Origin of the sequence: Marinobacter sp. SS5-14b (genome assembly GCF_030541005.1) — a bacterium.
Lineage (GTDB): Bacteria > Pseudomonadota > Gammaproteobacteria > Pseudomonadales > Oleiphilaceae > Marinobacter.
The window spans coordinates 372,748-396,726 of sequence record NZ_JASSVM010000003.1 but is presented as its reverse complement, the minus strand read 5'-3'; the positions used below and the strand labels follow the sequence as shown (position 1 = coordinate 396,726).

Sequence of the window (23,979 nt, the reverse complement as noted above, 5' to 3'; positions counted from 1 at the left end):
ACATGGCCTTTAAAACGCAAAACGCAGATGCTTTTCACTGGTTAATCGACATGCTCGAATCCGTCGAAGTTGGCCTGGTGGTGCTGGATCTTGAGTTCCGGGTTCAGGCCTGGAACGGCTTTATGGAAAACCACAGCGGCATCACCGCCAGCCAGATTCACAACAAATCCCTCTTCGACGAATTCCCGGACATACCCAAGGCCTGGCTCACCCGAAAAGTAGACGCCGTAGCCATGCTCAATACCCGGGCCTTTACTTCCTGGGAGCAGCGCCCCTACCTGTTCCAGTTCCGGAACTCCCGGCCCATCACAGGTACCGAAGAATACATGTACCAGAACCTGACCATCAGCCCCCTGAGTAGCACCACGGGCGAGGTGGACAAGGTGTGCCTGTTGATTTACGACGTAACCGAATTCGCCAGCAGCAAGCGGGCACTGGAACGCGCCAACGAACAGCTCGCCAAACTGAGCATGACTGACCGCCTCACCGGCCTCCTCAACCGCGGCACCTGGGAAAACCTGGTCGACGCAGAGTTCGAGCGCTACCGTCGCTATGGGCACGCCACCGCCCTGGTCATGTTCGACATAGACCACTTCAAACCCGTCAACGACACCTACGGTCACCTGGCCGGCGACGAGGTTATCCGCCACACCGCTCAGGTCACCCGCAATGGCGTTCGCCAATCAGATTCTGCCGGCCGCTATGGCGGTGAAGAATTCGGCATCATCCTGCCCGAAACCGACGCCGAAAACGCCCGCGTCATCTGTGAACGCATACGGGAAACCATCGAACAAAGCACCGTAAACACCACCGCGGGTGACATTCGATACACCATCAGCATGGGTGTCGCGCAATTAACAGACGAACCCGAAAACTATATGCAGTGGATGCAGAAGGCGGATGAGGCTTTGTACAAAGCCAAAGAAAGCGGGCGGAATAAAGTGGTTATCGGCGAGTGATTTTGGGGTCAGACCCCCGAACATTTGGCCTGCCTAAATGTCTTGGGGTCTGACCCCAGAAACAATTTCCTGGCTACTTGCGCGGAACGTTCGGGACATGATCGTGCCTACCTGACTGAACGAAGGCATCTTTGCGATGTGCGCATCTATTTGATCTGCGGTTTCAGTAAGCTTATTAGCCAGTCGCTTGAGGTCTTCGTTTACTTCACCCGTGGTCAAGCCGCAGGATTGGCGACCATAGACTTTCAAGTAATTCACAGGCCACCACAACTTTCGGCCAGCCAGGGTCAATGCAGGAACATCGTGGTGCAAGTAGGGCGTGGTGGACACAATGTCATATGTGGGTGCCAACCAGCGCTCACCAAAAGGTTCACTATACAGCAAGCCAAAATTCTTCAAATGGGCATCACCGTTACGAACGGCCCAGGAAACAAGCAAAGATCGAAACAGCCAACGAAGTCCCTCACGGCGATGCTTTGGCGAGAGAAATGACGAAAACGTCTTTGCCAGCCTTTCATAACTTCCAGAGTACTTATCCTGTGGCAGCAATCCTTGCAGAACACAGGCATCTTCAAAGCCCAACCAAGCGCCATCTGCCCGCCTGTCGAATCGAGACATGATGAACAACCTGCCATTATCAGAGAGATAGAACTCCGGTACCGGCAACCCGAATTCCTGGGCAAGGGTCATACAAAAATACTCGTTGGCGGCCAGTTGCGGGTAATCGTCGCCCGAGGCCTTAACAATATAACCCTCCGTGCGAAGCGTTGATTTTTCAGAGACCCGGGCGGGCACCAGCACCTTAGGTTGCACTCCCGAAATACCAGACCGGAGCGCATATTTTTCAACCAACTCCTCGAATAGCGAACCATCATCCCCAGCCAACAACCCGGCCAAAGATTCACCCTGATCTTGATCATCCTCGCCAGCGGAATCATCAGCGGTAACCACCACCCGGCCAACCTGATGCCGGCCCAGTGCCGCCAGCACCGTCAAATCTCCTGAGCCGTATACTTTGGCAACATGCTTTCTGATGATGTCACCCAAGTAGCCCTCTGGCAGGTTCTGGGCGAAGATAGGGTGCACGCCTCCGTCAAAGGCATAGGAAGTTTCGCCAACCGGCATCGTCACAGAGACAGACGACCACTCGGGCACCCCTTCACGATAAACAAATACTGCCGGTTCCGACCGTCCGGGCGAAAACACATCGCCAACGACAGCGCCGGCAACTTCTACCATGGCCCGACGCAAAGAAGTCATTCCCGCCCCCTCGCATTCTCTCGCTGGAGATCCTTTAACGTTGGCAATCCATCCACTGGTCTAACCGAAAACTCCAACCCAAGAATAGCCAGCACCCGCTCGAGTTTGGCGTACCCCATTTCTGGAAGGTGTTGGTTTTCGAGTTTGGAAATTGTCGTGCGGTCGACCCCTGCCATTTTCGCCAAAGCCAGCATGGACAAACCTGCACGCTTGCGTTCCTGACGGATATAGGGACCGAGTTCGAGAAGGGTCATGTGAATATACTCTACAAACCATCTTTAGATGGGATTATTGTAGCGTATATTCACACTTTTACCAGGAGCCTGCTATTAATCCTGCTGCCAGCTCTGAACAGCTTCCTTACCGTGCTTTTCACGCCACTCATTCAGAGTCTTGTGATTGCCGCCACGGGTTTTAACCACCTCACCGGTGTGCGGGTTTTTATAAGTCTTCATCGGGCGCTTCGCGCGGGTACCTGTGGAAACTTCCGCTTTGGCGCCTGTAATTGAAGGATCAATCGCGGCCAGAATCTGCAGGAAATCTCGTGGAGATTTGTCATAGTGCTTCATCAAATCACGAACTTTGTTTTCAAACTCCAGTTCGCCTTTGAGTGCCTGGTCGTTTTCAAGCTTTTCCAGCTCTGCCGCAAGCTTTTCCATAAGCTGTTTTTTCTGGTAATAATCGTTGATCTTTGCCATGGAAATATAACCTTATCTTTTGGACTTTGATTGCAGAATACATATGACCGAAAAGTCAGAGGCAATAATAATAAACAAATCAAGAATTGGCAAAGTATATTGTTTAAACCTTATTAATGAAAAAGGCTGACAACAATGTCAGCCTTTTTACATGGGGTCAGACCCCGGAACATTTCATACCACCAAATGTCTTGGGGTCTGACCCCAATATTATAACCTCAGGTCAGCGTGCCCCAGCGGCAACACGCCTTTCAGGTCAAACAGAACACCGTTACCATTGGCAAACGCCCGCAGTTCCTGCTCAGACAACTGAGCGTATTCCCGGTGCGGCACGGCCAGTAAAACCGCATCGTATTTACCCTGCTCAGGCTCAGCCACCAAGGAAATACCATACTCATGCACGGCTTCTTCACTATCGGCCCAGCAATCCGTTACATCTACCTGGCAACCAAAGTCCTCAAGCTCTTTAACCACATCAATAACGCGGGTATTCCGCAAATCGGGGCAGTTCTCTTTAAACGTCAAACCCATCACCAATACTCGTGAACTGGCAATGGTCTGGCCTTTTTTAATCATCGCCTTAACCAGTGCAGACGCCGCGTAAGGCCCCATGTTGTCATTCACCCGACGGCCCGCAAGAATAATTTCCGGGTTATACCCGATCGCCTGCGCCTTATGGGTGAGATAGTACGGGTCCACACCAATACAATGTCCGCCCACCAGGCCCGGCTTGAATGGCAGGAAGTTCCACTTGGTACCCGCTGCAGCCAACACCTCGTGGGTATCAATACCGAGCCGGGCGAAGATCATGGAAAGCTCATTCATCAACGCAATATTCAAATCGCGCTGAGTGTTCTCAATCACCTTTGCTGCCTCAGCCACTTTAATAGAGCTGGCCTTATGCGTACCCGCGGTAATGATCTCGGCATACAGGGCATTTACTTCATCAGCAATCTCCGGTGTCGAGCCGGAAGTGACTTTCATAATGGTTGTTACCCGGTGCTCTTTATCACCCGGGTTAATCCGCTCAGGGCTGTAGCCGGCGAAGAAATCCTCGTTGAACGCCAAACCAGACATTTTCTCCAGCACCGGTACACACACCTCTTCAGTGGCGCCCGGGTACACCGTGGATTCGTAGATAACGATGTCGCCTTGCTTCAGCACCTTACCCACACTCTCACTGGCCTTAACCAACGGGGTCAGGTCCGGTGTTTTGTACTCGTCAATCGGTGTGGGCACTGTGACGATATAGATCTCGCAATCGGCAATACCCTCCAGGGAGTCAGTAAACGACAGATGCTTCGAAGCCGCCAGCTCATCCGCTGAGACCTCACGGGTGAAGTCTACGCCATCCTTAAGCTCTGCTATGCGCTTATGGTTGATATCAAAGCCAACAACGGCCCGCTTTTCGCCAAAAGCCGCCGCCAAAGGCAAGCCAACATAGCCCAGGCCAACCACTGCGATTTTCTTCATCAATCCTCCAATTTTGGGGTCAGACCCCAAGACATTTTAACCGGTGAAATGTTCGGGGGTCTGACCCCAATCTTATGCGGCGCGCGTTGTAACTAACGGCCAAGCGCCACTTTCCTTGGCATCGATGACCACAATCTCGACGATCGAGCCGTCTTCGGCGTAGCTGACATGAGTGTTCCAGTCCTGGGAAACCTCTTTCACAATCGCTTTATCGCTGAGATGGATTGTCAAAATATCTTCTGATTCATCATAAACGGTACGCATATCATTAACCCTCCCAGGAAAAATGGTGCATTAAAGACAACTCCTGCTCACTGATAGCACGTGACTGCATGCGCTGAGCAGCATGCCGAGTAATCTGTACTTCCTTGGCGAATCGTTTCGAATGCATATCGTCTTTTCATCCTTGAACCTAAATCTACCCAGGTATCTTTACCTCAGCGTCACGTAACAACATCTGCAACTTCCCCTGCAAAGCGCGCTTCGCCCCCTCATCACCATGCACAATCCGAATCTCGCTGGGCGGTTGTGGAATACCCTCTACAAACCGCAACAAATCCTCCTGGCCAGCATGGGCGGAATAGCCGCCAACGGTGTGGACCTGCGCACGGATATCGTAGCGTTCGCCCTCCAATTCGACCCAACCGCCCCGGGGGCCAAACGTTAGAATGTCTCGGCCTGGAGTACCCGCTGCCTGGTAACCGACGAACAGGACATCGTTACGGGCGTCTCCCAACATCGCTTTCAGGTAATTTACCACTCTGCCGCCTGCGCACATACCGGAACCTGCAATCACCACGCAGGGGCGACGAGATTTCGCCAGGTAGTTTACGGCGTTCACGTGATCTTCATGGGAATTGATGACGGTCAGCTGTTCGAAGGAAAGCGGATGACGGCCGGAGTTGACCAGGGCGCGGGCTTCTTCGTCCCAGAAGGGTTTCAGGTCGCGGTAGATTTTGGTGAATTCGGCGGCCAGAGGGGAGTCTACGACGACTTCGAGGTTGTTCCACGTGAGAGGCTTGCTACGGGGTCTGTCCCCTTGGGGACTGACCCCAAACGCACCAAGCCTGGAGTCAGCCGCTGGCCTTTGGGTGGGGTCTGACCCCGAGGGGTCAGGCCCCTTTGTAGCCTGCCTGGCTTGGTGGTCAACTACCTGTTCATCACCAAACTCAGCAATCAGCCCTTCAATCTCATACAACAGCTCCTGAGTGCGCCCAATACTGAATGCCGGAATCAACACCGTGCCGCCGTCTTCAAGGGCATGCTCCAGAACAGCCTTCAAGCGGTAGCGCCGGGTTTCCCGGTCTTCATGATTCTTATCGCCGTAAGTACTTTCAATCACCAAACGGTCTGCCCGCTCAGGAGAAACCGGTTCCGGAAGAAGTGGCGAATGGCGTGCGCCAAGATCCCCGCTGAACACCACCCGCTCCTCGTAGTCGCCTACTCTGGCATCGCACTCCACATAGGCCGAGCCCAGAATATGTCCGGCACGCTGCAAGCGCACGGAAAGCGAACACTCACCTTCATCGAACACCCCATGCCACTCACCATAGGGCACCGGTACAACACGGGAACGGATGAGATCCAACACCCGATTGACCAAAGCCCGGTCCCGCGTGAAACCAATTTTCAGAGCGTCTTCCAGAATTTCAGGAAGCATGATGGCCGTGGGTTCAGAGCAAATGATAGGGCCGTCAAAACCGGCGGCGAGTAGGTAGGGAATGCGGCCCACATGGTCGATGTGCACGTGGGTGACGACCAGGGCGCGGATGTGACTTATGGGGAAATCGATGGCCAGGTCTTGGGCAGTGCTGCGGGTTTTGGCTTCGGTGCCTTGGAACAAGCCGCAGTCTATAAGGATGCCTTGTCCTGAAACCTGGAGTTCGTGACAGGACCCAGTAATACCGGTCACTGCACCGTGGTGGTAAATAGTAGTCGTCATAATAACTTCCATGTATTTAATTACAGTCCATCCGTAATAAAATCAGTCACTCAATCAACTATTCGACCTATGATATAAACTCTTCCGAGTGGCTGCACAAAAATAGCTCTCACAGTAAACCCTGTATAGCGGATTCGAACCATTATGGTCTGTGAAGCCGAAGGTAGCCAATAGGCACCAAACAATCCTCCAAGTCCACGACGCGAAATCCGGCCGTTAGCTAACTTCACCAAATTAAGATTGAGGCCTTACCGACTTCATATTGGGTCACACGAATCTTGCACCACTCCACCTAACGGATCGACACCGATCCGTTCGCCACCAACCAAAATCCCATCTAATTAACACTCTTCTAACCAGTAGAGCGCCCGGCTAACCTTCAGCATATATTCGCCAAACGCTCACTCCTCCGACCGAACCCAGAATCTCATATCCAACAAAAAGTCCAGCCCCACTAATTAATGACGTATATTTCACAAGCTTTTCTTCATCGCCTAAAAATAAAACTTCACCTTTCTTAAGCGAAAAATCCAAAACCTCTTTCGATGGAAACCCTTGTACTTTCCGTCCATCAATAGCTCCGGGATGCATCCAGGAACCATTAACAAAAACACAACTTGTAGCACTCTCGGCATACTCCCAAACTTTAGAAGGCTGAATCACAATCAACCGTTGAGGAAACGCTTGTGAATCACTGACAATTGAGCAGCCCTCTTCACCAACAGCGCCCTCAACAATTTCAATCATCGAAAAAATCTCTGATTTGGTCACCGCTTGAGATTTATTGACCGCCTTAAATATTGAAAAGTCATTTCTCACTTGGAACGACCCAAAAACGAGGATAGATACAATAATTATCGTGCTAGTAATCCCAAGTAGCCCTTTTGCCTTTGATGATATGCTCCACATAGCAACAAGAAACAATAGAAATATAATTGCCTGCTGAGCCCACAAAAACCATCGAGCAAAATCCACCGTGAGGCCTGAGGGCACGATACCAAAAGCCATTATCAACGATAAGAACATTGATGCCAGGCAAAAAAAGGATGCCTTAGCTAACCGCTCATCTTTAATCCAACGGCCAATCCCAAATGAAATCAAACTCAAAAATATTAGCAACAGTCCACGGAATGGTGAACCAGAGAGTCCAAAATTGCTATCCATAAAAATGACAATAGCAGGACGCTCCGACACAAGAACACCAAAGAGCGAGATGAGGCCAGAAATAGGGTTCCAGTCAAAACCTGCAGATCTTGGATCAAAAAGAGCTTCCCTAAGAAACAAAATCAGAAGCACAAAAACTGAAGATCCAATTAAAAAAAACCTCAACACTTGTAAAGCTCTAAACCTTCCTGTAGTGGTCAAGTGTTTTAGGCCACCGTCTTTTGAGTTTTCCAGTAGGCCTTCTCTGCCGCATTCGGCGGCAATCCACCGTTGTGTTTGTGCGGTCGCAGCGCACTGTAATAGCCGATCATGTAATCCGTGACCGATTGCTTCGCCGCGGCAAAGCATGGATACCCGATTTCCGGCACCCATTCTGTTTTCAGACTCCGGAAGAAGCACTCTGTCGGGGCATTATCCCAGCAATTCCCCCGTCGGCTGAGGCTCTGTTTCATCTGGTAGCTCCATAACAACTGCCGGAACCTCAGGCTTGTGTACTGACATCCCTGATCCGAGTGGAACATGACTCCTGATGGCTTCCCACGGGATTCATACGCAATCGTCAGGGCCTTCTTCACCAGATCCGTATTCGGTGATAGGGATATGGCCCAGCCCACCGGTTTACGGGAGAACAAATCGATCACAACAGCCAGATAAGCCCAGCGCGCACCGGCCCAAAGATAGGTGATGTCTCCGGCCCATACTTGATTGGGCTCCTCTACGTCGAACTCCCTGTCAAGAAGATTCGGAATATCCAGGTGCGGCTGATCGGCCTTCTTGTAAACGTGGCTTGGCGGCTGCGTACTGACCAGTCCCAGCTGCTTCATCCGTCGGCTGGCTCGGTAACGGCTCAGCGGTATTCCGGCCTGTGTCACCATGCTGGCAATCGTCCGTGCCCCGGCTGAACCATTGCTGGTCTCGTGGGCCTCAATAACCTGCTCTTGGAGTGCTTGCTCAGCGTCACAGGGCGTTCTATCCCGGTCACGCCATGCCCTATAGCTACTGCGATGCACCCCAAACACCTGACACAGGCGCTGCACCGCATGGCTCTCTTCAAGTCGCTCGATTATCGAGAATTGCTCAGGGAGTCCGACATCAAGAGAGCGGTAGCCTTTTTTAAGATTTCTTTCTCTTCCTCCGCCCGACGAAGGCGGCGCTTCAGTTCCTGAATCTCACGCTGCTCTGTGATCAGGGCCTCGCCTCTGGGCGCTTTGCCAGCCCGTTCGGAACGAAGTTTACGGACCCAGTACTCCATGGTGGATTTACCGACACCCATGGCATCGCAGGCAGCTTTCACTGTGTATCCTTGGTCGACCACCAGTTGGGCTGCCTCCAAACGGAATTCCGGACTGAAGTTTCTAGTTTTCGCCATCGTCTTCACCTGATTCATTATGTGAGTGATCATACACTCAAAATCAGGTGGCCAGATCCACTATGCCACTACACCCTTAGTGTAATCAGCTTCACCCCTAACTATTGGATCTATAAACTCATTTATGAGAGACGGGTCCATTTGGCCATCGCCATCTATTTTGACAACAATATCAACTCCGTCATGGACTGCGCTTTTATAGCCAGTGAGTACCGCGCCGCCGACTCCTTGGTTAGTTTCGTGATACAAAATTTTTATACGTTTATCCACTACATTTTCACGTACAAAATCACCAGACCCCTCAGGGCACTGATCATCAATAACGTAGATTGCATGGACCTCTTCACCTATAGAGGCGATTACGTCAAGAATATGCTTTTTAACTTTGAAACATGGAATCACTACACCGATTTTCATCGTTATCCTATCCTTCTCAGAATTCCAGGTAACCTAACTTTATCTTCGTGGCGGCCAAGCCAAGCTAAAGTCACTTGCGGTGAGCGATAGATTTGGGCTATAACAGGGATCATGAGCAATGTATTTGCCCCATTTTCTCATCATGTAGTTTGCCTCCTTGTTAAACCGTGCCACTTTCTCAGGGCTGTCCTCATAACCTCTAGTCGCTGATTCATGGTGGTAAAGTAAGGCATAGGGTGTCCATACGTTCCTTAAACCCATCTCCTTCAACTTGAGACAAAAATCCACATCGTTGAACGCAACGGTCAGATCTTCTTCATTCAAACCGCCAACTTTCTCAAAGTCTGATTTTTTTACCAGTAGACATGCAGCTGTGACGGCGGAGTATTCGTTAGTTACATTAAGACGACAGAAGTATCCCACGTCGTCACGGTGATAATTTAAGTGCACGTGCCCGGCCACACCACCTATACCTATAACAACACCAGCATGCTGTACGGTATTGTCCGGGTAGAGCAGCTTGGCACCGACAGCCCCCACATCTGGCTGAACAACAACACCCACCATTTCAGATAGCCAGTTAGGTTCAATAACTTCAATGTCGTTATTGATTAACCCTATAATCTCACCATTTGCTTCCGAAACGGCGGTGTTGTTCAACGCCGAATAATTAAATGGACGATCATCACGCTTCACACGAATAAATGAATATTGATCCTCAACCGTCGCAAAGTATTCCAGGCACTTGGGATCATCTGAACCATTATCAACAAGAATAATTTCATAATTCGGATAAGACGTTTTTTGGACAATGCTTTCAATGCATGTGCGGACTAGATCTAGTCCATTCCGGGTGGGGATAATTAAAGAAATGAGTGGCAAAACTTCCGGCAAAAGATATTGCACGCGATAACCGTAGGCATTGGATGTAACCTTTGCACTCACATTCAAGCGATCCAGATGTTCCTGAATTGCTCTCTCTCCGGCAAGGGCTGCGTAGGGCTTAGCATCTGCCCCCCCTGCGGTACTGGACGAATGAACACGCCAATGATAGAGCACATGCGGGATGTGTACGATCTGACTGTCATCTATACTTTCGATAAAACGCAAAGCAAGGTCGTGATCCTGCGCGCCCTCAAACCCCTCTCGGAATCCGCCAATGTCCTTGACGATATTCCGCTGATAAACCCCAAGGTGGCAAATCATATTCTGAGAATAGAAGAGGCTGCGGTTCCAATCACACTTAAAGTAAGGGTTATGTCTCTCGCCCGCCTCACTGATTTTATCCTCATCAGAATAGAAAAGCTTCGCATCTGGGTTGTCTTGAATCGCTTTGACAACTCGATACAGTGCCTGCTCGCTGAGCAGGTCATCCTGATCCAATAGTAAGACCCAATCGCCAGAAGCGACAGAGAGCGCGCTATTAGAGGCCGCAGATATATGACCGTTCTCTTTTCTGGACACCACTTTGATTCTGGAATCGTCTGTCTGCTTGGCCGCCAAATAACGACTTAATTCGGGATCAGTCGAGTGATCATCTGCTATACACAGTTCCCAATTTTCATAGTTCTGCGCGCGAACAGACTCAATGGCCTCGTCTAGCCAGGCAATATTTGCGTTATAAACCGGCATCACGATCGACAATAGGGGCTTATGGGGCAGTGCTCGAATTTCTTGCTCCATTTCAGAAATCGAAAAAGCCGCCGAAGCTTCGAATTCACTGAGCCATTTATGGTAATCGTTTCGCTGTCTATAGCCCAAATCAGAGGAACGTGTTGCCACGTGGTTGTAGCCCCGGAGAAGGCCCTGGAGGCCCTCCGATCGCCAAAGATTTTGAGCTTTACGAAGCGCAGGCTTGACGCCCCCCGCCAGTGCTATTGCGGCAAACACCATTCTGATCAGTCGAATGGGCTTGCGAAAAACCTTTCCCGACATTCTTACAGGAAACGTTAATTTCCAACTAGTTGAACTAATTAGATCATCTATCGTCTGATTGCTTTGAGCCAAGTGAGCCCCTAGCTCCGCAACGTTGGTGTTCGCTTCAGCAAGCTGCCTATTGGCAATATCAATTTCAGCCTCAAGATTCCTAACATCCTGCTTCAACGCAGCCATCTCCAACGCCGGGTGAAGCGCGTTATTGGAATGAGGATTGCTTTTTTGACTGAATTCCACAGCATTCGGGGCTGTACTCTCATTAAGGCCGGATACAACTGCCGCGTCAGAACCCACAACATGTCGGGTGCCGAGCAGGTTTTCTACCAGTGGCCGCTTCCTAACCACACAAATAGAGTTAATAAACTCAACCGAATGGATCGAAGCAAGTTGCTCCTCAGAAAAACGAACCTGGTACTTATCCGCAAAGAGATCCAGCAACTCAGAGCGGTCCATCTCAACACCCCAGTGCTCGAAATTCACCAAATCAGCCAGGTGCTTGAAAAAGCTCATCGAGGAATACGGGTCAAACAGACCGCCGCCAAACTCTTGCCAATAGCTGCAGTGCAGATCCTCAGCCACAAATACCCCACCCTCATTCAGGTGCGGAAAGTACCTGGAAAAACTGTGAACAATATCTTCAGAGGTGTGAGAGCCATCATCAATAATAATGTCAAACGTCGATGACTCAGTCAGTATGGCTTGCTCAGCGCTGTCGGTGTTGGCGTTCTCGACGATGACTGAAACCCTCTCATCATCGTATTTGAGCGCTTTGCATTTTTCGTTGATGTCACAGCCGACCAGAGACATTGCCTGGTCGAAATACTGACTCCATATCTCCAGAGACCCGCCGTTCTGGATGCCAATTTCCAGAAGGCGAACAGGTCGGTCTCTGTAGGGCTGAAAAATCCGATCGTATTCGTCTAAGTACAAACTCCACTTATCGGATACCTTACCCTGATGCTCTTGGTAAAACTCTCTCAACGTCTTCATGATTTTGCCACTAATGAAACATTTTTGAACTGAACGCCCACCAACCCCCAGCGCACTTTGCTGGATGACACATTGAGGATCACCGCGTCGTGCAGCCAATGGTGCTGAACGTTATTGTGCAGGTCACCTTCTGCGAACGAGGTCATAATCGAGTACTGGCCATTCGGCAGCATGGGTAACGTGAACTCGAATTCTGCCTCCAGCGTTTCTCCTTGTCGTACTTCGCAGGGGTTAAACGCTGTGAAGGGCAGCGTATTTTCGCCAAACAGGTCCTGGCCGAGCCGATCTTTCACAATAAAACCGATGATAGGCTGAGTGAAACTGTTTTGTGCTTCAACACAGACCCCAAGCCGCACGCGATCACCGCCTGAAAACACCGGGCTTGAATTGCCCTCACTATCGCGCAATGTAACCCGTGTTATTTTTGCCTCACCGGTCGTCCAACCGTTGGCATCATTCAAATTATCAACGACGTCATAGGAGGAGGCATACGGCTGAGGAAGCGACGCAGTAGTTGTATCCCTAGAGCGGTTGTCTGCTACTGACTCAGCGAGAACCGAACCATCCGTCACATCATTGGCGCTTTCGCCAACCGCGTTCAACTGTGCATCGTTTCCATAAATTTCCTGCAAGCTGTACTGCAGGTAGGCTTCGGATACGGAACGGGATGAGCCGATTTGCTGCACTTCCCCCTGGCTCAGCCAGATCGCGCTCTCACAGAGATTCTGCAAAGCCGCAGCGTCATGGCTTACGAACAGCAACGTACCCCGCTGCTGAAACGAGCGAATAAACCGCATACACTTCTGCGTGAAGATCGCATCGCCCACCGAAAGCGCCTCATCCACCACCAGAATGTCTGCGTCTACATGAGCAATCACAGCGAATGCCAAACGTACCATCATGCCACTGGAGTACGTCTTAGCCGGTTGATCAATGAAATCCCCGATTTCGGCAAAGCGGGCGATATCATCAAATCGTGCAGCCGTCTCTTCATTTGAGAGGCCGTATAGGGAGGCGTTCAGGAAGACGTTTTCACGCCCTGTAAATTCCGGATTGAAACCCGAGCCCAGCTCCAGCAAAGCCGCAACACGACCACTGGTCTCGATGCTTCCACTTGTGGGGTTCAAGGTGCCGCAGATCATTTGCAACAACGTGGACTTACCGCTTCCGTTCCTTCCGATTATGCCCACGGTTTCCCCGCGCTTGACGGTGAAAGACACGTCTTTTACCGCCCAGAACTCACGAAAATACGGAGTTGGCTGTTTGCCTACGGCGCGCTTTAAATGGGGAACAACCATCTGCTTGAGCCGATCACTAGGCTTATTAAAAATCTCGAAGCGTTTGCTGAGGCCTTCAATCCGAATAGCGATATCAGAGCACATCGGCAAACCCCTTTCGCGTTTTCTGGAACCAGGCAAAGCCCACCAAAAGGACAACCATAGCGATTCCCGTGTATACCAATAACCCCATAAAGTCCGGCACGCCGCGCCAAATAAGCACTTCCCTGGCCTGCTGGATAATGAATGTTAACGGGTTCGCCAAGAACAGCGGCTGGTATTGCTCAGGCAACCGCTCAATCGGAAAAAACACGGGAGACAGAAACAGCAAGACGGTGGCCACAATCCCCATCGTCTGCCCTATGTCGCGCAAAAACACGCCAAGGGACGCCAGAATATAAGCGACGCCCAGAGACAAAACCAATAAGGGCAGTAACACCAGAGGGAGAAATACGATCTGCCAGCCCGGTAAGCCGATCAGCAGACAGTGAGCCGCAAGCCACACTACCATGCTGATTGCAGCGTGAAACAACGCACTGAGCACCGCTGTAATCGGAAGGATTTCAAGGGGGAAAATCACTTTTTTGACGTAATTGACGTTGCCGAGTATAAGCGCTGGCGAGCGAGTCAAAATCTCCGCAAAAAGTGCGTGAACAATCAGGCCCACAAACAGCACGACGGCGAAAACGCCCTTTCCTTCTTCCTCTCCTTCGAGGGCAACACCCCATTTGGCCTGAAACACCACAGAGAAAACAAAGGTGAACACCGCCAACATCAGCAGGGGGTTGAGAAACGACCAGCCGATGCCGATCAGAGACCCGCGGTATCGGCCCACAACTTCACGTTTCGTGATCTGAACAATCAGTGCTCTATAGCCCAGGAAAGATCGTAACAACGCCAGCAAAGACAGCGGCTGTGGCGCATTCGGATTCATTCAAAAACCTCAGCATCCTTGAACAGCGGTGCCACACTGTCTTTCCCGGACAATGCAGGCTCGAGCGCTACAGGCCAGCCGATGTCAAGATCGGGATCATTCCAGATGATCGCGCGTTCACTCTCCGGGGCGTAATAATTAGTGGTTTTGTATAAGAATTCGGCGGTCTCAGACAGTGTGATAAAACCGTGGGCGAAACCGGGCGGCACCCACAACTGCTGCTTGTTCTCTGCCGAAAGCGTTGCTCCTACCCATTGACCAAACGTGGGCGAGCTTTTGCGAATGTCCACTGCAACGTCAAACACTTCACCCTGAACTACCCGCACCAGCTTTCCCTGAGCATGGGGCGGCATTTGGTAGTGCAGGCCGCGGAGCACACCCATTGCGGATTTTGAGTGGTTGTCCTGAACGAAGTTCACTTCGTAACCCACCGCCTCTTCAAACTGGCGCTGGTTGAAGCTCTCGAAAAAGAACCCTCGCTCATCCCCAAAAACCCGGGGCTCGAACAGAATAACGTCAGGAATTTCCAGTTTTGTCACTTTCATTACAGTACCTTGTCGTGCAGCGTACGCAGCAAATATTGGCCGTAACCGTTCTTTTTTAGTGGCTGCGCAAGCTCTTCCAGCTTGGCGGCATCAATCCAGCCATTGCGGAACGCAATCTCCTCTGGACAGGCCACTTTCAGGCCTTGGCGGTGCTCCAATGTCGCGATGAACTGGCCGGCATCGAGCAGGGAGTCGTGGGTGCCGGTGTCCAACCAGGCATAGCCACGGCTCATAATCTCCACATTGAGCTGCTGCTGCTCCAGGTAAATCCGGTTGAGATCGGTAATTTCCAACTCACCGCGAGCAGAGGGCTTCAGAGACTTCGCCATGTCGACCACCTGGTTGTCGTAAAAATACAACCCGGTTACTGCATAATTGGATTTTGGCTGCGCCGGTTTTTCTTCCAGCGACAACACTTTGTTATTGACGTCAAACTCGGCTACCCCGTAACGTTCGGGATCGTGCACGTGGTAGGCAAACACCGTAGCTCCGCTGTCACGCTCCATTGCACTGCCAAGCAACGAGTGGAAGTGATGGCCGTAAAAAATGTTGTCTCCCAGCACCAGAGCAGACTGATCATTACCGATGAAGCTTTCACCGATCACAAATGCTTGCGCGAGGCCGTCCGGAGAGGGTTGAACCGCATAGGCAATATTCAATCCCCATTGGCTGCCGTCGCCCAACAGTTGCTCGAACCGCGGGGTATCCTGGGGAGTGGAAATGATCAGAATGTCACGAATGCCCGCCAACATGAGCGTACTCAACGGGTAATAGATCATAGGCTTGTCATAAACCGGCAATAGCTGCTTGCTGATCGCGAGGGTAGCCGGATGCAGGCGGGTGCCAGAGCCTCCGGCGAGAATGATGCCTTTACGATTCATGGGTTATCCTTGTCCTTTCTGGATTTCAATCAGTTGTTCCACGGCTCGTGCTGCGTGCAGTCGCCAATCGGGCATCTCGATACCCAGAGCACGCTCGAGCGTTGTGCAGCCCAAGCGGGAATTAGCGGGCCTCCGCGCGGGCGTTGGAAACTCAGACGTTGGGATTGCCTCAATGGCATCCGGGTTCAACGTGAGTTGCAGCCCGCGCTTCCGGGCATGTTGTAGTACGAATGAGGCAAAGCCGTACCATGACGTCTCACCGCCGGCCGTCAAATGATACACACCGGTTTTTATCTGTTCGGCCCGATAGCCGGAAATGGCAAGCCCCGTGACATCCGCAATCAGTTCCGCGGATGTGGGAGCACCGATCTGATCCGACACCACGCGGAGCCCTGGCTTCTCTTGGCCCAGGCGGAGCATGGTTTTCACGAAGTTGTGGCCATGGCTCGCAAACACCCAGCTGGTGCGGAAGATCAGATGCGCGCAACCACTGGCCACAATCGCTCTTTCCCCATCCAGCTTGGTCTGGCCGTATACACTTTGAGGTGCGGCGGGGGCGTCTGGCGCATACGGTGTGACACCCTCGCCATCGAACACGTAATCGGTCGAGTAGTGAATGAGCAAAGCCCCGCTGGCTTTGGCGGCCTCCGCCATCACCGCAACGGCGTCTCGGTTGATGGCCCCGGCAAGCTCGGGCTCAGATTCTGCCTTATCGACGGCCGTGTAGGCGGCCGCATTCACAATGATGCTCGGGGCATGGGCGTCGATGGCTTCACGGATAGCGCCAGCGTCGGTCAAATCCACTTCGCTGCGACTCAGTGCCACCAGCCGCCCATGGGGCAGCAGGGTGCGGCGGAGTTCGGTTCCGACCTGGCCATTGGCACCAAACAGGAGAACCGTCATGAGTACTGGGCCTCTACCCATTCGAGGTACTGACCACTGGTAATGTTCTTCACCCACGCCTGGTTGGCCAGATACCACTCCACAGTTTTTCGAATACCGGTTTCAAACGTTTCAGCCGGCTTCCAGCCCAGTTCACGCTCAATTTTGCCTGCGTCTATGGCGTAGCGCCTGTCGTGGCCCGGGCGATCTTTCACAAACGTGATTTGTTCAAGGTAAGACTTCCCGGTTTCAGCCGGGCTGAGCTCGTCCAGAATGGTGCACAGTGTTCTGACCACTTCAATGTTCGGCTTCTCGTTCCAGCCGCCAATATTGTAGGTTTCGCCCAGCCTTCCGCCAGCCAGCACCGCACGAATGGCAGCACAGTGGTCGGAAACGTACAGCCAGTCCCTCACCTGCTGACCATCGCCATAAATAGGCAGAGCGCTGCCCGCCAAGGCGTTATGGATGATCAGGGGTATCAACTTTTCCGGGAAATGGTAGGGGCCGTAATTGTTGGAGCAGTTCGTCGTCACCACCGGCAGGCCATAGGTGTGGAAATACGAGCGCACCAGGTGGTCGCTTGCAGCCTTGCTGGCTGAATAGGGGCTGTTGGGTTGGTACTGATGTTCTTCGGTAAACGCAGGTTCGCTGGCGTTCAGGGTTCCGTAGACCTCATCCGTGGATACGTGCAGCAGGCGGAAGTCGGTTTTCGCATCTCCGTCCAGCGCGTTCCAGTAAGCGCGCACAGCCTCCAGCAAACGAAAGGTGCCCACAATATTGGTTTGAACGAACTCATCCGGGCCAAGGATGGATCGATCCACATGGCTTTCCGCCGCGAAATTCAGAACCGCACGGGGCCTGTACTCTTCCAACAACCGGCTGACCAAAACCTGGTCGCCAATATCACCACGAACAAACACATGGCGGCCATCGCCGTTCAAAGACTCTAAGTTTTGCAAGTTGCCGGCATAGGTCAACTTATCAAGATTGATCACCGTTTCCTCAGAATCGGCGAGCCAATCGAGAACAAAATTACTTCCAATAAAGCCGGCGCCGCCGGTAACAAGAATACTCATAAACCTATATTTTCCCAGTAATCGTTGCGAATAGAAGCCCGAGAGACCCAACTGCAGTTTGTCGATGCACGCCCGATTTTTTCAAGCTAACGACTCTTTTGCTAATCGGGCCGGACCTTGCTGCTATAAACAGGTCCAGACACTTCTGACAGTCCGGAAGCAATAAATGCCGCACACCCACCAAAGCGTCCAAATTCATGTCATTCCAACTTTTATAGCGGTTCCGAAAGACCATTTTCAGGCGTGCCAATTGGTCAAGAAGAGAGGTATTAGAACCAACAAGATTTGTCTCATGCTGCCGATACCTGATGTAAGAATCAGTATCGTAGATTACAGTGCCACCGGAACCTGTCACCAACATGTAAACCCACCAATCGTGACTTACCACCTCAGGCTGTCCGGCCGACACCACAAGCTCTCTGGCTGCGCGATTCAAAACCATAGTATTACCGCCGGCAATACTCTGTACCAGTGCGTTTCTAAAGGTAGGAGGCCGGCGAAAGCAGGTGGACAACCCAATGTCCACATTGCTCTCATCCACCAACAAAGTCCGGCCGCAATACACAGCCGGTATGTCCGGATTTAGCTTGGCCAACTCCCCTACCGCCACTTCGAGTTTATGCTCCAGCCAAACATCATCCTGGTCACTGAACGCGAAGTAGTCACCCGCTAAGCCTTGGTAAGCCAGCACGTGCAAAAAATTCGCGGCAAAGCCCTTACCAGGACCATCAATAACACGAGCAACATCAAGGCCGGCCAGGGAAAGCTCCCTCTCAATCTCCTTGCGCGCCTCTTTATCAGCACTGTCATCAGAAACAACAAACTGGAAGGGCGCAACCGTCTGTCGTGCAATGGACTCAAGCTGATCCCGTAAAAAATCTCTGCGGGGATGGTATGCGCACAGAAGAACCGACACCTTTGACTTACTGACCACTAAAAATCTCCTGAATGCACAGCTGAGTCGACATCAAGCGAACCTCAGGCAGCTCAGTTCTCAGAAGCTCTGTGGAAACTTCCAGGTTACCCACAATTCTTTCAACCATGTCGCCGCGCGATGCCAGCGCCCCCATCCACCTCATTACCTGAACCGGGAACGGAAACAGTCGAGCTTCGGTTCCGCTCGCAACAGCGAGCCCGCGCACAAGATCGGACACAGATACCGGGCTCGGATCTGCCACATTTAATGCATTAAAAGGCCAAGCTTTCAGGTTTAACAAACCGCGAACAACAGAGCCCAGATTCAATAAACTCAGAAGGCTGCGCCTGTTATCAATACTAGCCAAAGGCAGCGGAAATCCAGCTTCAGCCAAACGCTGCAAACGACGAAAGTTTGCTTTTGCACCAACGCCATACACCAGCGGTAAGCGCAAAGAGCATACATCCAGCTCACTTTCACCAAAGTGCTCTAATGTTCTCTCCGCATGAAACTTACTGCGCCCGTAATCGTCTTCAGGTAACCGTTGATCCGACTCATGAAACGGCAGGCGAAGGGATGTAGACTCCCCATATACCTTAACGCTGCTCAAGAACAATAACCGAGATACCCCAGAGCGAATACAGGCATCAGCAAGGTCTTTCACAGCCCTACAATTCACCCGGTGCAAGTAATCCTTTTGTTCCGGTGTATCCCCTAGTGGCTGATGAGCAATCGCTGCGCAATGGACAACGGTATCCACCCCCTTCAGGCACGAGTCCCAATCGGGGTTGAAACCAATATCACCAACAGCACGCGAATCCCCACCGCCACGACGAGTAATGCGAACAACCTTAAAACCTGCTGATTCAAGGTTCTGACAAAGGAAAGCTCCAACAAAGCCCGAGGCACCCGTGATTGCAACAACACCGGCCGAACATTGGCGACCAGAAAACTCAGCCATTCACCCGCCCAGCCCCAAGCCTCAACGCACACGCCGAAAACACCAAAAACAGCACCGAAAACACCAGCAAGCCGGAGCCCGGCACAGCATTGGCCATGAACGAAGCCGGCAAAAGCACAAACAGCATCACGGCCCCATACCCCAAAGTCACCGGTTTATGCTTGCCCAAACGCTGAGCTAACTTCTGATAAGCGTGAGAACGATGCGCCTGCAATACATTCTGGCCAGTCAACAGCCGCACTAACAGCGTGGTAGTCGCATCGGCAATAAACAATGCCAACAAAATGATCCAACTCCACATGCTGACCGTAGTCGTAGCAGCGGACAAAAGCATCAAAAAGCCGAGGGCAAACCCCAAAAAACCACTGCCGCCGTCACCCATAAAAATCCGCGCCGGGGGCCAGTTCCAGATCACAAAGCCCAGCACCGCGGCCAAGGTAAGCAAACAAATCCACATCCAGGTGTCTGGCCCCCAAATCATAAAATTGAGCGCCATTCCACCCAGCACCACAATGGCCTGCACAGCAGCCAGCCCATCAATGCCATCCATAAAATTGTAAAGATTGATGAGCCAAACCCAACCCAGCAGTAGCAATGGCCACATCAGAAATGCGGAAGAACTGTCTACCTCAAACCACAATACGGAAAATACCGGCAAACCAGGAATGGCCATCATGCCAAGCACCACCACTAACAAGTGCACACACAAGCGCCACTTGGCGGGCAGGTCGCCAAAGTCATCCCACACGCCAACGGCGAGCATCACAAGGCCCAGGGTGAGCATTGCCGCCATCGAAAAATCAGGCACCCAGTTAGAAATCGCAAAAGGAACCGTCAAAGCAAGAGACAGAATCGCGATGGCAATACCGCCACCGTGCGGGGTTGGCACCGTATGAGAGCCTCGGTCAGAAGGCTGCACCATGGCATTCTTATTAATGGCCCAAACGCGCAAACTGTAGGTAAGCGCGTAGCTGGCTGCCGCAACCAAAAGAAAAAAACCAATCATCATCAACGTCGTCAAGCTGCCACACCCACTTTAAAAACAAAAACGCCGCCTGAATATCGCAAACATCCACCCTAACCCAAGTGAAATCTGCCTATCCAAACGGCGCCCGAGGTTACCATAACTGCCGGTTAAAGTGTCATGAAAACCGCTTCATTTCGTAACATTGCACCACACCTGCTGCTACCGCAGAAGCATGACATTATCGCGAAGCTTTTCCTCCACTTCTCGATCAACCCCACACCAAACCAAATCAACCACACCCCCATTTGGCGCATAGCCCGTCCGCGCCTTCTTCAAAATATCCACCACTGCCTCACAGTCAAACATCTGGCTGGCCTGGCTTAGCTGGTTCAGGAACTCATCAACCAAAGCCCAGTTCAACGACACCTCACGCGCCATCATAATCCGGGGGTGGGTCGTTCCCTGCGGATTGTCGCCAATCAACAGTTCTTCATAGAGCTTCTCACCAGGACGAAGCCCTGAAAACACAATTTCGATATCGCCGCCCGGGTTCTCGTCACTCTTTTCCTCCAGCCCCATCAGGTGAATCATCTTCCGTGCCAGATCAGCTATTTTGACCGGCTCCCCCATGTCCAGAACGAAAACCTCACCGCCCTGCCCCATGCTCCCAGCCTGAAGTACCAGCTGGCTGGCCTCAGGAATGGTCATAAAATACCGGATAATATCCGGATGAGTGACCGTAACAGGGCCGCCGTCCCGAATCTGGTCCCGGAATAGCGGAACCACAGAGCCCGAAGACCCCAACACATTGCCAAATCGCACCATAGAAAACACAGTACCCGACTGCCGCTGCGCCAATCCCTGCAACACCAGTTCCGCAAACCGCTTACTGGCCCCCATCACGTTCGTAGGGCGAACCGCCTTGTCGGTGGAAATCAGCACAAACCGCTCAACACCCGCCGCAATCGCTGCTTCTGCGGTATGCCAGGTGCCGAACACATTGTTCTGAACACCTTCGATAACATTGTGCTCTACCAGCGGAACGTGCTTATAGGCCGCAGCGTGGTACACCGTTTGTACGGCAAACGTACGCATCACCGATTCACAACGGCGCCGGTGCGTTACGCTACCCAGCAAAGGGTGAATTTCTACCCCAAGCCCTTCTATGCTGTTAATAGCCTGCAGCTCACGCTCAATGCTGTACAACGAAAACTCAGATTGCTCAAACAGTACCAAAACCCGGGGCCGATGCTGGATAATCTGCCGGCAGAGCTCAGAGCCTATAGAACCGCCCGCCCCGGTCACCATCACCGACTTACCGTACAAGCTGCCCGCCACCTGAGCGTTGTCTGGCCGCACCGGGTCCCGACCCAGAAGGTCCTCAATTTCCAGATCCCGAATGTCGTTGATGCGCTTCTGCCCAGCAATCAGCTCCGCCATACTGGGCACGGTTTGCACAGGAATAGCCAAAGGCTCCAATTGCTTCAGTAACCGCTTGCGATCCACTCCAGAATCCACATCCAGCGCCAGTAGCAGGCGCTGAACACGGTGCAACCTGACCGCCTTTTCAATGTGGTTAACATCGTATACCGGCACCCCGTTAATCAAAGCCCGGTGGTTCGATTCCAGAAAACTGATAAACGCCACGGGCCGGTATTCCGTGCCCTGCTCCAGAGCCTGGCAAAGCTGCAGCCCAGTTTCACCCGCGCCCACAATCGCAACTCGCTCTTTATTATGCCGGGCCGGGTGCATCACCAACATCCGCACCCCCATGCGGCTGCCAGACACAAAAATAAACGCCAATGCGGCATAGATAACCGGCACGGAACGAGGCACCAATACCTCAAGCCAATAGCCCAACACAATAAGCATCAAGGCGGAGCCCGTTACACCGCCGATAACCGTCAGAAATGCCCGGTCACTCAGGTAGCGAACCACCGCACGGTACAATCCCAGGCGAACAAAAACGCCAATGGTGAACACCACCGTCAAGCCAGAAACCACCACTTGTTCCTGGTTCGGAACCCAGAACTGCTGCTCAAAACGAAGCGAAAACGCCGCCCAAAGCGCAAAAAACAACGCAATAACATCCGCCAACACAGAAATCAGGCGCTTGTGAAAACGGGGCAAGTTCAGGAATTTCTGGAACATTAACGCGATCCTTCGGCCATCACCGCAGTAGGTACAGCACAGGTTTTTTCGATCTCACTCTGTGTCAGCGTGGGGTGCACTAAAAACATCAGGCTAGTCTCCCCCAGCTCCCGGGCCACCGGCAAGCGTTCGCTCGGCTGCCAGCCAGTATTATCAAATGCCTTTTCAAGATAGATTTCAGAACAGGAACCCGAGAAGCAGGGCACGCCTCGGCTAACAATCTCATCCATGATACGGTCTCGACTCCAACCGGCTGACAGTTCAGAGGGCTCTACAAACAAATAGCACTTGTAGGCACCGTGTTCCAGGCCGGGCTGAATTTCCGGCACTCTCAACCCCTTAAGCCCCCTGGCGCAATCCATAATGGCATCCATATTGGCCTGCCGACGGTCACGCCAGTCTTCCATACGCCGCAGCTGAATGCGCCCAATGGCGCCCTGCATCTCCGTCATCCGCCAATTGGTACCAAAACTCTCGTGCAACCAGCGAAATCCTGACTCATGCTCACGCTCATACACCGCATCCCAGCTCTTACCATGGTCCTTATAAGACCACATCTTGGCCCACAGAGCCTTGTCATTTGTGGTCACCATGCCGCCCTCGCCGCCAGTGGTCATGATTTTGTCCTGGCAGAATGACCAACAGCCCACATGGCCAATAGAGCCCACCGATCGTCCCTTATAACGGGCACCATGAGCCTGGGCGCAATCCTCAATAACGTATAGCCCAAACTCCTCCGCCAGCGCCATAAAGCCGTCCATATCGCACGGCCAGCCGGCCAGGTGCACGCACACAATGGCGCGGGTACGGGGGGTAATCACCTGGCGCACGGATTCCGGTGTAATGTTCTGGGAATCCGGGCACACATCCGCAAACACCGGCACCGCACCGGCGGTAACGATACTGGAGGCAGACGCCAGGAAGGTGCGCGGCGTAACCACCACCTCATCGCCCGCGCCAATTCCCAACGCCTTCAACGCCAAATCCAGCGCCACCGTACCGTTGGCCAGGGCGATGGCGTATTCAGAATCCGCAAACTGCGAAAACTCCCGCTCGAACTCCCGGCACTCCTGGCCTGTCCAGTAATTCACTTTATTGGAGAGAAGCACATCGCGCACTGCATTGGCCTCTTCTTCAGAAAACGAGGGCCAGGGGGAAAAAGGTCCGTTCAGCATGGTTGCT

22 protein-coding genes are annotated in these 23,979 nt (G+C 52.3%); 1 reads left to right on the top strand and 21 read right to left on the bottom strand.

Annotated elements, in window-relative coordinates; all coding sequences use genetic code 11:
* Positions 1-2: 2 nt before the first annotated feature.
* Positions 3-959: a sensor domain-containing diguanylate cyclase gene (locus QPL95_RS09460; protein ID WP_303290733.1), complete on the top strand. Its 957-nt coding sequence runs from the start codon at positions 3-5 to the stop codon at positions 957-959.
* A gap of 33 nt (positions 960-992) precedes the next feature.
* Here QPL95_RS09460 and QPL95_RS09455 read toward each other — a convergent pair whose 3' ends face one another.
* The 21 genes from QPL95_RS09455 to QPL95_RS09355 form a co-directional block, all read right to left on the bottom strand.
* Positions 993-2,198: a type II toxin-antitoxin system HipA family toxin gene (locus tag QPL95_RS09455; protein WP_303290732.1), complete on the bottom strand. Its 1,206-nt coding sequence runs from the start codon at positions 2,196-2,198 to the stop codon at positions 993-995.
* 17 nt (positions 2,199-2,215) lie between these two features.
* Complete coding sequence (locus QPL95_RS09450; protein WP_303290731.1) at positions 2,216-2,473, bottom strand: helix-turn-helix domain-containing protein; 258 nt, start codon at positions 2,471-2,473, stop codon at positions 2,216-2,218.
* 75 nt (positions 2,474-2,548) lie between these two features.
* Positions 2,549-2,917 (bottom strand): histone-like nucleoid-structuring protein, MvaT/MvaU family, encoded by a 369-nt coding sequence (locus QPL95_RS09445; RefSeq protein WP_303290730.1) that lies wholly within the window; start codon positions 2,915-2,917, stop codon positions 2,549-2,551.
* Between the two features lie 210 nt (positions 2,918-3,127).
* Entirely contained in the window at positions 3,128-4,390 is a 1,263-nt protein-coding gene (tviB, locus tag QPL95_RS09440; RefSeq protein ID WP_303290729.1) for a Vi polysaccharide biosynthesis UDP-N-acetylglucosamine C-6 dehydrogenase TviB, read from the bottom strand.
* Between the two features lie 72 nt (positions 4,391-4,462).
* On the bottom strand, positions 4,463-4,654 hold the full coding sequence (locus tag QPL95_RS09435) for a DUF2283 domain-containing protein (protein ID WP_303290728.1): 192 nt from the start codon (positions 4,652-4,654) through the stop codon (positions 4,463-4,465).
* A 154-nt stretch (positions 4,655-4,808) separates the two neighbouring features.
* Positions 4,809-6,332, bottom strand: a complete 1,524-nt coding sequence (locus QPL95_RS09430) for an MBL fold metallo-hydrolase (protein WP_303290727.1) — start codon at positions 6,330-6,332, stop codon at positions 4,809-4,811.
* Positions 6,333-6,704: 372 nt separating this feature from the next.
* Positions 6,705-7,697 (bottom strand): hypothetical protein, encoded by a 993-nt coding sequence (locus QPL95_RS09425; RefSeq protein WP_303290726.1) that lies wholly within the window; start codon positions 7,695-7,697, stop codon positions 6,705-6,707.
* A 5-nt stretch (positions 7,698-7,702) separates the two neighbouring features.
* Positions 7,703-8,865, bottom strand: a protein-coding gene (locus QPL95_RS09420; protein ID WP_303290725.1) for an IS3 family transposase whose coding sequence is annotated in 2 segments (ribosomal slippage) — positions 7,703-8,616 and positions 8,616-8,865 — 1,164 coding nt in all. Because the reading frame shifts where the segments join, the coding sequence is not laid out codon by codon here.
* Between the two features lie 60 nt (positions 8,866-8,925).
* A complete protein-coding gene (locus QPL95_RS09415; RefSeq protein WP_368389738.1) occupies positions 8,926-9,282 on the bottom strand; it encodes a glycosyltransferase family 2 protein in 357 nt (118 codons plus the stop codon).
* Positions 9,283-9,321: 39 nt separating this feature from the next.
* Positions 9,322-12,207: a glycosyltransferase gene (locus QPL95_RS09410; RefSeq protein ID WP_303290724.1), complete on the bottom strand. Its 2,886-nt coding sequence runs from the start codon at positions 12,205-12,207 to the stop codon at positions 9,322-9,324.
* Positions 12,204-13,589: an ABC transporter ATP-binding protein gene (locus QPL95_RS09405; RefSeq protein ID WP_303290723.1), complete on the bottom strand. Its 1,386-nt coding sequence runs from the start codon at positions 13,587-13,589 to the stop codon at positions 12,204-12,206. The genes QPL95_RS09410 and QPL95_RS09405 overlap by 4 nt, the downstream gene beginning before the upstream one ends.
* Positions 13,579-14,418: an ABC transporter permease gene (locus QPL95_RS09400; RefSeq protein ID WP_303290722.1), complete on the bottom strand. Its 840-nt coding sequence runs from the start codon at positions 14,416-14,418 to the stop codon at positions 13,579-13,581. Before QPL95_RS09400 ends, QPL95_RS09405 begins: the two co-directional genes overlap by 11 nt.
* Entirely contained in the window at positions 14,415-14,963 is a 549-nt protein-coding gene (rfbC, locus tag QPL95_RS09395; protein ID WP_303290721.1) for a dTDP-4-dehydrorhamnose 3,5-epimerase, read from the bottom strand. Before rfbC ends, QPL95_RS09400 begins: the two co-directional genes overlap by 4 nt.
* Positions 14,963-15,844 carry a glucose-1-phosphate thymidylyltransferase RfbA gene (gene rfbA, locus QPL95_RS09390; RefSeq protein WP_303290720.1) on the bottom strand — a complete coding sequence of 294 codons (882 nt, stop codon included), beginning with the start codon at positions 15,842-15,844 and terminating at the stop codon, positions 14,963-14,965. Before rfbA ends, rfbC begins: the two co-directional genes overlap by 1 nt.
* A gap of 3 nt (positions 15,845-15,847) precedes the next feature.
* Positions 15,848-16,747 carry a dTDP-4-dehydrorhamnose reductase gene (gene rfbD, locus QPL95_RS09385; RefSeq protein WP_303290719.1) on the bottom strand — a complete coding sequence of 300 codons (900 nt, stop codon included), beginning with the start codon at positions 16,745-16,747 and terminating at the stop codon, positions 15,848-15,850.
* Complete coding sequence (rfbB, locus tag QPL95_RS09380; protein WP_303290718.1) at positions 16,744-17,802, bottom strand: dTDP-glucose 4,6-dehydratase; 1,059 nt, start codon at positions 17,800-17,802, stop codon at positions 16,744-16,746. Before rfbB ends, rfbD begins: the two co-directional genes overlap by 4 nt.
* 4 nt (positions 17,803-17,806) lie before the next feature.
* Entirely contained in the window at positions 17,807-18,736 is a 930-nt protein-coding gene (locus QPL95_RS09375; protein ID WP_303290717.1) for a glycosyltransferase, read from the bottom strand.
* Positions 18,726-19,679 carry an NAD-dependent epimerase/dehydratase family protein gene (locus QPL95_RS09370; protein WP_303290716.1) on the bottom strand — a complete coding sequence of 318 codons (954 nt, stop codon included), beginning with the start codon at positions 19,677-19,679 and terminating at the stop codon, positions 18,726-18,728. The genes QPL95_RS09375 and QPL95_RS09370 overlap by 11 nt, the downstream gene beginning before the upstream one ends.
* Complete coding sequence (locus QPL95_RS09365) at positions 19,672-20,700, bottom strand: glycosyltransferase family 4 protein (protein WP_303290715.1); 1,029 nt, start codon at positions 20,698-20,700, stop codon at positions 19,672-19,674. The genes QPL95_RS09370 and QPL95_RS09365 overlap by 8 nt, the downstream gene beginning before the upstream one ends.
* Before the next feature lie 165 nt (positions 20,701-20,865).
* Positions 20,866-22,797, bottom strand: coding sequence for a nucleoside-diphosphate sugar epimerase/dehydratase (locus tag QPL95_RS09360; protein WP_303290714.1), 1,932 nt, complete (start codon positions 22,795-22,797; stop codon positions 20,866-20,868).
* Positions 22,797-23,972: a DegT/DnrJ/EryC1/StrS aminotransferase family protein gene (locus QPL95_RS09355; RefSeq protein WP_303290713.1), complete on the bottom strand. Its 1,176-nt coding sequence runs from the start codon at positions 23,970-23,972 to the stop codon at positions 22,797-22,799. Before QPL95_RS09355 ends, QPL95_RS09360 begins: the two co-directional genes overlap by 1 nt.
* Between the last annotated feature and the right edge of the window lie 7 nt (positions 23,973-23,979).

Bases quoted from the DNA above. Each gene is read 5' to 3' on its own strand.
- QPL95_RS09400 (WP_303290722.1), bottom strand. From the start codon at position 14,418: ATGAATCCGAATGCGCCACAGCCGCTGTCTTTGCTGGCGTTGTTACGA.
- rfbA (WP_303290720.1), bottom strand. From the start codon at position 15,844: ATGAATCGTAAAGGCATCATTCTCGCCGGAGGCTCTGGCACCCGCCTG.
- rfbC (WP_303290721.1), bottom strand. From the start codon at position 14,963: ATGAAAGTGACAAAACTGGAAATTCCTGACGTTATTCTGTTCGAGCCC.
- QPL95_RS09355 (WP_303290713.1), bottom strand. From the start codon at position 23,972: ATGCTGAACGGACCTTTTTCCCCCTGGCCCTCGTTTTCTGAAGAAGAG.
- QPL95_RS09455 (WP_303290732.1), bottom strand. From the start codon at position 2,198: ATGGTAGAAGTTGCCGGCGCTGTCGTTGGCGATGTGTTTTCGCCCGGA.
- QPL95_RS09445 (WP_303290730.1), bottom strand. From the start codon at position 2,917: ATGGCAAAGATCAACGATTATTACCAGAAAAAACAGCTTATGGAAAAG.
- QPL95_RS09405 (WP_303290723.1), bottom strand. From the start codon at position 13,589: ATGTGCTCTGATATCGCTATTCGGATTGAAGGCCTCAGCAAACGCTTC.
- rfbD (WP_303290719.1), bottom strand. From the start codon at position 16,747: ATGACGGTTCTCCTGTTTGGTGCCAATGGCCAGGTCGGAACCGAACTC.
- QPL95_RS09415 (WP_368389738.1), bottom strand. From the start codon at position 9,282: ATGAAAATCGGTGTAGTGATTCCATGTTTCAAAGTTAAAAAGCATATT.
- QPL95_RS09410 (WP_303290724.1), bottom strand. From the start codon at position 12,207: ATGAAGACGTTGAGAGAGTTTTACCAAGAGCATCAGGGTAAGGTATCC.
- tviB (WP_303290729.1), bottom strand. From the start codon at position 4,390: ATGAAGAAAATCGCAGTGGTTGGCCTGGGCTATGTTGGCTTGCCTTTG.
- QPL95_RS09430 (WP_303290727.1), bottom strand. From the start codon at position 6,332: ATGACGACTACTATTTACCACCACGGTGCAGTGACCGGTATTACTGGG.
- QPL95_RS09450 (WP_303290731.1), bottom strand. From the start codon at position 2,473: ATGACCCTTCTCGAACTCGGTCCCTATATCCGTCAGGAACGCAAGCGT.
- QPL95_RS09435 (WP_303290728.1), bottom strand. From the start codon at position 4,654: ATGCGTACCGTTTATGATGAATCAGAAGATATTTTGACAATCCATCTC.
- QPL95_RS09460 (WP_303290733.1), top strand. From the start codon at position 3: ATGGCCTTTAAAACGCAAAACGCAGATGCTTTTCACTGGTTAATCGAC.
- QPL95_RS09370 (WP_303290716.1), bottom strand. From the start codon at position 19,679: ATGGCTGAGTTTTCTGGTCGCCAATGTTCGGCCGGTGTTGTTGCAATC.
- rfbB (WP_303290718.1), bottom strand. From the start codon at position 17,802: ATGAGTATTCTTGTTACCGGCGGCGCCGGCTTTATTGGAAGTAATTTT.
- QPL95_RS09360 (WP_303290714.1), bottom strand. From the start codon at position 22,797: ATGTTCCAGAAATTCCTGAACTTGCCCCGTTTTCACAAGCGCCTGATT.